7 protein-coding genes are annotated in these 8629 nt (G+C 43.8%); 3 read left to right on the forward strand and 4 right to left on the reverse strand.

All coding sequences use genetic code 11. The features are described 5' to 3' along the window. The first annotated feature begins 14 nt into the window (after nucleotides 1–14). Together ACXAH2_RS16435 and ACXAH2_RS16440 are read left to right on the forward strand one after the other, a co-directional pair. A complete protein-coding gene (locus tag ACXAH2_RS16435; protein WP_475079990.1) occupies nucleotides 15–926 on the forward strand; it encodes a hypothetical protein in 912 nt (303 codons plus the stop codon). Nucleotides 927–1021: 95 nt separating this feature from the next. Then, entirely contained in the window at nucleotides 1022–2569 is a 1548-nt protein-coding gene (locus tag ACXAH2_RS16440) for a methyl-accepting chemotaxis protein (RefSeq protein WP_475079991.1), read from the forward strand. Nucleotides 2570–2659: 90 nt separating this feature from the next. Here ACXAH2_RS16440 and ACXAH2_RS16445 read toward each other — a convergent pair whose 3' ends face one another. From ACXAH2_RS16445 to hemC, 4 genes are read right to left on the reverse strand one after another with little or no spacing between them, the layout of a single operon-like run. Next, nucleotides 2660–3898 carry a heme biosynthesis HemY N-terminal domain-containing protein gene (locus ACXAH2_RS16445; protein ID WP_475079992.1) on the reverse strand — a complete coding sequence of 413 codons (1239 nt, stop codon included), beginning with the start codon at nucleotides 3896–3898 and terminating at the stop codon, nucleotides 2660–2662. Next, nucleotides 3895–5226 (reverse strand): uroporphyrinogen-III C-methyltransferase, encoded by a 1332-nt coding sequence (locus tag ACXAH2_RS16450; RefSeq protein WP_475079994.1) that lies wholly within the window; start codon nucleotides 5224–5226, stop codon nucleotides 3895–3897. Before ACXAH2_RS16450 ends, ACXAH2_RS16445 begins: the two co-directional genes overlap by 4 nt. Before the next feature lies 1 nt (nucleotide 5227). Next, nucleotides 5228–5980: a uroporphyrinogen-III synthase gene (locus ACXAH2_RS16455; protein WP_475079996.1), complete on the reverse strand. Its 753-nt coding sequence runs from the start codon at nucleotides 5978–5980 to the stop codon at nucleotides 5228–5230. Nucleotides 5981–6005: 25 nt separating this feature from the next. Beyond that, nucleotides 6006–6929 carry a hydroxymethylbilane synthase gene (hemC, locus tag ACXAH2_RS16460; protein WP_475079998.1) on the reverse strand — a complete coding sequence of 308 codons (924 nt, stop codon included), beginning with the start codon at nucleotides 6927–6929 and terminating at the stop codon, nucleotides 6006–6008. Nucleotides 6930–7084: 155 nt separating this feature from the next. On the opposite strand from hemC, the gene argH reads away from it, so the two are divergent. Further along, nucleotides 7085–8485, forward strand: coding sequence for an argininosuccinate lyase (argH, locus tag ACXAH2_RS16465; RefSeq protein ID WP_475079999.1), 1401 nt, complete (start codon nucleotides 7085–7087; stop codon nucleotides 8483–8485). Nucleotides 8486–8629: the final 144 nt, after the last annotated feature.

Genomic DNA, 8629 nt, shown 5'->3' on the forward strand with positions numbered 1-8629 from the left:
ATTAAGGGATTTCCATGTTGTCCTTGTTAGTGCGCCATTCATTACCCTTCATGTTCTTCTTTGCCTTAATGGGCTTTTTCTTTCCCAGAGTTTCCGATTGGGTGTTTCCTTATCTTCCTTATGTGCTATTTAGTTTGATGACTCTTACATTGGTGAGTATTAAGCAGAATGAGCTCTTGCGTCGATTGAGTTGTTTTTCTGTGTGGCTTTATGCCTTGTTTCACTCACTCTTTTTTATGGCCTTGGTACTTGGCTTCTCGTATTTTTTTCCAATGAGTGATGATTTGTTACTGGCTATTTTAGCCATTGCCGCGACTGGCTCATTATTTGCCACACCGGCCATTGTAAGGGCCTTAGGGTTTGACCAGATTCAAGCCATGGCAATGACCATTACCACTACATTATTGTTGCCTATTCATTTGAGTTTAGCCTTGCTTATTCAGCCTATGGCCGAAGTTGGGTTAGATTGGGAAGCTTATATCATGCGTTTGTTAGTATTTATTTTTGGGCCAATGGTATTTTCTTACCTTGTTCATAGGTTGGTGCCAGTGGTTATTTTGAATCGTATTTTATTCACTGTGTCGCCTTATACAATTTTATTGGTATTTGCTTTTCCTTTGGGCTTGGTGGGGAGTTTTAGGCAGATGTTTGATGCCAATATGTTGTATGCCACGGGATACTTTCTCATCGCGTTGGTCATCTGTCTGGTGTTTTTTGCCTCTGCTTTTCTATTATATAGAAAGCAAGGTGTTGAGATAGCACTCAGTGCTGCCATTACTTCCGGAAATCGTAATGTGCTGTTGACTTACAGTGTGGCGGGAGTTTTGTTAGGGCCTGCTTTTTTACCTCTGGCGGGCGCATTACAAATCCCTACATATCTATTGCCTGTTATTACTCGCTGGTTACATAAAACTTTACTAAGGTAATTCTTAATTCATTGTTTATAAATTGCAATCCTCGTAGTTCCTTAAGCTCTACTTAAGGTGAAGGAGATAATGATAAATTCGTTAAGGATAAGACAATGCGCAACAACACACCGGTAACAGACCAAGAGAGAAGCTTTGAGGTGAACGAAAAGCTGGTTTCTACTACCGATCTAAAGGGCAAAATTCTGCATTGCAATGATGCATTCATCAAGATAAGTGGCTTCACCAAAGAAGAACTTATTGGCAGTCCACACAATATTGTTCGACACCCAGACATGCCTGTTGAGGCATTCCAAGTCATGTGGGATACCCTTAAACAAGGGAAAGCTTGGATGGGCTTAGTGAAAAATCGCTGTAAGAATGGGGATTTCTACTGGGTAGATGCCTATGTCACCCCTGTCACCGACAATGGCAAAGTGATAGGTTACGAATCTGTTCGTACCTTGCCTAAGCGTGAAGACGTAGCCCGTGCTGAAAAGCGTTATAAAAGTATTCGGGAAGGCAAACGAGTCATTGCTCATCCCTTGTTAAATTGGCAGTTCCTTTTACCATTATTCATTGTCATTGGTGCTGCTGTGGCAGCTTCGCACAATGCCTATCTCAGTTTATTTATCCTCTTAGTGGCTAGCTTAGTTGGAAATGCCCTTTTCTGGAAACATCAACGCGATCTGAAAAAGCAACTGAAGAAACGTTTGTCGGCGGCGTTTATGCATCCATTGGCAGCCGTAACCTATTCGGATGAGGTATTATCTATTGCCCAACTGGAAGTGGGGGCTAAGAGCATGATGTCGAGGCTTGATGCGGTATTGACTCGCTTTGAGGATGAATCACTGGAAGTCTCGGAGCAGTCGCGACTTGGGCTAGCGCTAACACAAGAAACCACTAAAGGTATGGTCAGTCAACAACATGAAACTCAAGATGTGGCGGCAGCGATGCAGCAAATGACCACAACTATTGGGGATGTTGCTTTGCATGTCCAAACCACTGCTGACAGCGCCAAATCCTCTTTACAAGCAGCGCAATCTGGTCAGGTGCAAATTACTCAAGCACAAACCTCCATTGAGGATCTCAGTAATACTGTGAATAATATCAGTACTACTGTGCAAGATCTGGCAAATCATTCTGCAAAAATTGCTGAAGTAGCACAAGTCATTGATCAAATTGCTGAGCAGACCAATTTACTCGCGCTTAATGCTGCTATTGAGGCAGCGCGAGCGGGTGAGCATGGACGAGGTTTTGCTGTGGTTGCCGACGAAGTTCGCCAGTTAGCCATGCGTACTCAGGGTTCAACCCAGGACATTCATAAGATAATAGAGACCTTACGTACTGGCGCAGGAAGCTCCGTGAAAGTGGCTGAGCAAGGTAAGCAGGATGCTGAACAAGGATTGCAGAAAATAGTGGAAATGGCCCATGCATTTGAAAAAATTGTGGCATCGGTTTCGAATATTACCGATATGTCTATTCAGATGTCAGCAGCGGTTGAGCAGCAGTCGCAAGTATCGGAAGATGTGAACCGTCAGGTTGTGAGAATCTCTGATTTGGCAGAAGAGAGTGCAGAAAAATCTCAACGTTCTAGTGACAGCATTCGTTTGCTGCAAAAGGTTGCAGAAGATATGCATGAGTTGGTGATTCGATTTAAATAGTAAACACCCCCTTCTTAGATACCAAAAAATTCAAAAGCAAAAAAATTCAAGGCCAGCTTACACGCTGGCCTTGAATTTTTTGTGGTGTCATCAGTGGTGATGAGGCAGAGGTAAAGGTTTTAGCTGATTACTGGCTTGACTAAGGTTGATCATCATAAGGTTTTGGCTGGCTTTGATGTCTCCCATGGCTTCCAATAATCGACTTAATTCTGCCAAGGCTTCACTTTGACCATCAAGCGCCAGAGCTTGTTCATAATAGTCTTTTGCTTTGCCCCACAGCATCATGGTTTGACTCAAACGTCCAGCTACAAGGTACAAATTGGCACTCGCTGGCTCACGCTTTAACCAAACTTCGCAATTGGCTAGGAGCTTTTTCATATTGCCTTGTTTCAGGTTGCCGTATTCGTAAATAAGATCATCAGACCAACGCTGGTTTAAGCTGTTGCGGATGAAGTGTTCTGCTTTATTGTCATCACCAAAATTCAGCAAGGTTTGAGCATAAAGCTGACGCATTCGATTGTCTTGTGACAAGGTATCTAATTTGTTCCATAAGGTTTCCACTTCTGTGACCAGTTCCTTGCCACTTTGCCCTAATTTGTTGCGGAATTTAATCTTATCTAATAGAGCAAGAAACGCGTTACTTTCTAGTTCAAGCATATTATCTTCATCGAAAATGCCGTCTTTTTTTAGTGTTGGCGTTAACGTCAACAGAGCATCCCAGTCTTTAAGTTTGGTGTATACGGCAACCAACATTTTCAGTACTTGTTTATGTTTGGGCTTGAGTTTATGTAATCGTAATAGAGAAGCCAGTGCACCTTCATAATGTTCTTGCTTCAGTTGCAGTTGGCTTTGCGCGAAGCCAATCGCAAACTCTGCTTCTGGGGTGGATTGGTGTGCGGAACGTAACAAGGATTTTGAACGTTCATGTTCATCTTGTTCGCTGGCAGCGTAGGCTGCACCAATATAGTTGATTAAAGGGTAAGGGACTTTGTCTGCGCTGTTGGTAAGCAACTTTTCTGCTCGATTCCAATTACCTCCGACCAGTTCTAACAGACCACGAATGGTGTTTCGTGATGCTCTTTTTAAAGCCAAATTACCTGTGACTTTCGCAATGGAATTACTTGGGCGTAGAGTAATAAATAAAATGCGTTTGAGCCAGCTGAGTACAAACAAGCTGACAATCATAGCCGCCAGCAAAACCCAGATACTGGTTTCAACAGTAACGCCATTGTAAGCGATTAAAACGTAGCCGGTATCCTGACGCATTAGTAATCCCAATACGCCGCCTACCGCCATCATGATGACCAACAAGAAGAGCAGTTTTCTCATTGAGCTTCTCCTTCAGTCTTGGTTTCTGTGCCCATTGATTCTGAACTCGTGGTTTCTGTACTCGCTTTGTTTGTACTGGAAAAAGACTCATTATCTGTTTCTTGTATGTCAGCCAAGTCGTGCTCGGTCTGTTCTTGATTCCATTCTTTTACCAGCGACTTTATGGCAATTAAAGAAGCGCGTGGCAAAGGCAGTTTTGGAGACGGTTCTAATTGTTGCAATTCGGTTAGGCTGGCAAGAAACGCTACTACCTTATTGGCTTGAGTATCAAAATGCTCAGTGACGGCCTGGGCGACACGTGAAAGAGCTTGATGATAAATAACCGATTCGCCTTTTAGAAGGGCCACTTGTGCTACGTCCAGTTGCAACTGTAAGCCGTGAATCAGTTCTTGATATTTAGTTGGAGGTAATAATGCCTTAATCGGTTTGCTATGGTAATTAATAACTATTAAAGAACGTAAAGACTGCCAAAAGCTTTTTAATCCAGAGGTAAGTGCGTTGTTGTTATTTGTTTCGGTGGCTTTATCTTGTTGCTGAGTGGCTTGCCATTCTTTTGATGGCTCTCTCTGAGGTAAGCCTGTGACGCTGTCGTACAAGGCGCTTAATTGTAAGTAACGACCTTCTAGATCAAATTGACTGATGGCATTCAGTGTTTGAATGTCTTTGGCAAGTGCTTTGCGAGTTTCGAAAACAATCGGGTCTTGTAATTCCCTGAGAATATCATCGGCATTAGTGAGGAGGGTAATCGCCCCTTTACTGTCCGCTTCTAATAGCAAGCGTTGGTTGGCTAGGCGGATTAAATACTCACTTTCGGCCAATTTCCAATCTTCTTTGGTGGTGTTATTGAGGCGCTGTAATTTAGCTTCTAAAGACTGAATTTTGTCGTTTTGGACATTTTGTTGTTGAATGAGTTGTTGCGTATTTTTTTGCGTGGATTTTTGTGATTCGATTACTTGTTTTGCTAGCTGTTCAAATTGAGCTTTGGTGTTTTGCGCTGAGTCAACTTGCTTGGCCAGATCAGATTGTTGTTGATTGAGTTGAGACAACTCTTGCTTAACGGTACTTATTTGACTTTGATAATAAAGCCAAGCGCTGGCCGCCAGCGCTGCGACAGAAATTGTCAGCGCAAGATAAACCGGAATGGACGAACCTATTTTAGAGGTTTTGTGGGTTTTTCCTGCTGTGTTTGTATTGGTTGAAGTATCCTGATCATTCGTTGTGGTAGAAGAAATAGAAGCGCTGTCTGCTTTGTTGCCCTCATCAATTTTTGCAGAGGTGTTTTTTTCAGTTGTATCCAATTCAGTGGATTCAATTTTTTTGTCAGTCATTCTATTTTCCTGTTTGAATTTCTGTCGCTTTTATCAGGCTGTTGTCGTCTGCGCCATTGGCATTAGTTGCCTTATTCCAACCGAGTTCTTGTGCTATTTGGTTGACTCTGGCACTGGGCGTTAAGATTGGCAACGACTTCCATTCTGGTTTATGTGCATTAGCATAGTCGGTCAGGTGCGTTAAGCTTTCACCACTGGTGACCCATATTAAATCTATATCGGGCAACATAAAGAAAGTTTGAGCGTAATACGTCGGCTTTCTTCTTTCGTAAAGAGAAAGATAACTGACTTTTGCGCCTCTGTCTTGCAGTTGTTGGCCAAGTTCTGGACGCCCACCTAAACCACGGATAATAAGTACTTTTTCGTTGCGCATTTTTACTGGCTTTAACCAGTCTAATAATGCTTCGCTAGTGTGTCCTGGATTGGCTATGGCAGGTACGCCTTCAGCCAAAAGGCTCTGCGTTGTGCCTTTTCCGATGCCGATCCAATTTACCCCTATTGGCAACATGGGCCAGCATTCATCGAGCCATTCACAAGCAAGGCGAGCGGCATTCTTGCTAACGAAAATCACATATTTGTATTCGTCGATGTTAAATATCTGTGAGCGAATAAGCGCAACTTGCGCTGGGTCTTTAATGGATTCAATGTTTAGCATGGGCAAGGGCACAGCTTGCCAACCTTGTTGTAACACGTGTTCACAACTGAGTTGATTCTCTGGTTGTGGTCTGGTGATGAGAATCCGGCATTGAGACATGGTGTTTTCCATTCATTCAAATACACTAGTGATAAATAGCCGCTAATATACTGTCTGCACCGCGGTCGAGTAATTCCTCAGCAAGAGAACTCCCCAGTTGTTTTGCATCTTCTTTATGACCACGAATTTCGCTCTGAATCATGGTTTTTCCATCTGGACTGCCGACGAGACCGCGTAGCCAGATTTCTTCACCTTCTAGTACGGCGAAACTAGCAATGGGGGCTTGGCAGCCACCGTTTAAGCGCTCATTCAAGGCGCGCTCTGCGTTAACACGTAAGGCGGTTTCTTCATGCTGTAACGGCGCTAGTAAATCAATCGTGGCGACATCATAGTTACGACATTCAATGCCCACTGCGCCTTGGCCGCCTGCTGGCAAACTGACCTCAGCCGGAATCTTTTGCGCAATGCGATGAGGCATTTCAAGACGTAATAAGCCAGCGGTCGCTAGAATGATGGCGTCGTATTCCCCTTCGTCTAATTTTCTAAGACGAGTATTCACGTTACCGCGTAAGTCCTTAATTACTAGATCTGGTCGTTGCATTTTTAGCTGGCAAGAACGTCGTAAACTGGAAGTACCGACAATGGCTCCAGCTGGTAATTCATCAAGCTGTTGATATCGATTAGAGACAAAGGCATCTGTTGGTTCTTCACGTTCACAAATGACGGCTAAGCCAAGCCCTTCAGGAAATGCCATAGGCACATCTTTCATGGAATGCACGGCGATATCAGCACGGCCATCGAGTAACGCCGTTTCCAGCTCTTTAACAAATAAACCTTTGCCACCGATTTTAGACAGGGGAGAATCGAGAATCTGATCACCTTTGGTCGTCATGCCTAATAATTCCACAGTTAATTTTGGGTATAGGCTCTCAAGTTTGGCTTTTACATTGTTGGCTTGCCAAAGGGCGAGTTGACTTTCGCGGGTTGCGATCACAAGTTTCTCTTTCACTGTGTCTCCTAGTGCCTTGTTGGTCGATTTAGACCTGGAAAATTTAATCGTCATGATACTCGTTCGAGGTGTCTTCGTCATCTTTCAGGCTTTATAAGTCGGGGCGCTTAAGGTACTCTTTGCAGCAAATTGAACCGAGTGTAGGAATGAATTGAATGACTGATGCTAATAAAACCACAAACCAGCAATGGGGTGGTCGTTTTTCTGAACCTGTTGATGCTTTTGTTGCCCGTTTTACGGCCTCTGTTGAGTTTGATCAACGAATGGCAAAGCAGGACATCCAAGGTTCGATTGCTCACGGTAAAATGCTGGCCAGGGTTGGGGTATTAACAGAAGAAGAACGTGATCAGATTATTCAAGGCTTGACGGAAATTGAAGGTGAAATTGAGCGCGGTGAATTCCTCTGGTCGATTGAGTTAGAAGATGTGCACATGAACATTGAAGCGCGCCTAACGCAAAAGATCGGAATTACCGGGAAAAAATTACACACAGGGCGTTCTCGTAACGATCAAGTGGCGACCGATATTCGTTTGTATATGCGTGATGAAGTGGACTTTTTATTAGAAGAAATCACACGTTTGCAACAAGGTATCTTGAGTTTAGCGGAAAAAGAAGCCGACACTATCATGCCCGGTTTTACGCATTTGCAAACCGCGCAGCCTGTAACCTTTGGGCATCATTTAATGGCTTGGTATGAAATGATGCAACGTGATTATGAGCGTCTAGTGGATTGTCGTAAACGCATTAATATTTTGCCCCTAGGCGCGGCAGCGTTAGCAGGAACCACTTATCCAATTGATCGAAATATGACGGCGGATTTGTTGGGCTTTGAACGTCCAACTTATAACTCTCTGGACTCCGTTAGTGACCGTGATTTTGCCATTGAATTTACGTCAACAGCGTCCATCATTATGATGCATTTGTCCCGTTGGGCGGAAGAGTTGGTGATGTGGGCGTCTGCACAATTTAATTTCATCTTCTTACCTGACCGTTTCTGCACAGGCTCTTCTATTATGCCGCAGAAGAAAAATCCGGATGTGCCTGAATTGGTGCGCGGCAAAACAGGTCGGGTTTATGGTCATCTGATGGGCTTGTTGACCTTAATGAAGTCACAATGTTTGGCATACAACAAAGACAATCAAGAAGACAAAGAGCCTTTGTTTGATACCGTGGATACTTTGAAAGGATCATTGCGTTCCTTTGCCGATATGATTCCGGCGATTGAATCACGCCAAGAACACATGTATGAAGCCGCGCGTCGTGGCTTCTCCACGGCGACGGATTTGGCAGACTATCTAGTTCGTCAAGGCGTAGCCTTCCGTGATGCCCATGAAATCGTTGGCAAGGCGGTAGGTTATGGTGTGAAAGAAGGCAAAGATTTGTCGGAAATGACCCTTGAAGAATTGCAATCTTTCGGCGATATGATCCAGCAAGATGTGTTTGAGGTATTGACTCTTGAAGGTTCGGTGGCAGCTCGTGACCACATTGGCGGTACAGCGCCAGCACAAGTATTGAAAGCGGTTGAACGCGCAAAAGCCGAATTGGCGGCACGTTAATAGGGATAAACAAGCTAAGTCATTTTAAAAAGCGACTATGCATCATAGTCGCTTCAGAGTGTCGATAAACCCCAGTATTTTCACTGGGGTTCTTTTTTTTAGCTTTGTTTTTTAAAAATACATTAGGTCGTTCTATACTGAGTT

The organism is Marinomonas sp. ABL3_031, from assembly GCF_056161265.1.

Excerpts from the sequence above, each read along its gene's own strand:
- ACXAH2_RS16435 (WP_475079990.1), top strand. The coding sequence starts at position 15 with ATGTTGTCCTTGTTAGTGCGCCATTCATTACCCTTCATGTTCTTCTTT.
- ACXAH2_RS16440 (WP_475079991.1), top strand. The coding sequence starts at position 1,022 with ATGCGCAACAACACACCGGTAACAGACCAAGAGAGAAGCTTTGAGGTG.
- ACXAH2_RS16445 (WP_475079992.1), bottom strand. The coding sequence starts at position 3,898 with ATGAGAAAACTGCTCTTCTTGTTGGTCATCATGATGGCGGTAGGCGGC.
- ACXAH2_RS16450 (WP_475079994.1), bottom strand. The coding sequence starts at position 5,226 with ATGACTGACAAAAAAATTGAATCCACTGAATTGGATACAACTGAAAAA.
- ACXAH2_RS16455 (WP_475079996.1), bottom strand. The coding sequence starts at position 5,980 with ATGTCTCAATGCCGGATTCTCATCACCAGACCACAACCAGAGAATCAA.
- argH (WP_475079999.1), top strand. The coding sequence starts at position 7,085 with ATGACTGATGCTAATAAAACCACAAACCAGCAATGGGGTGGTCGTTTT.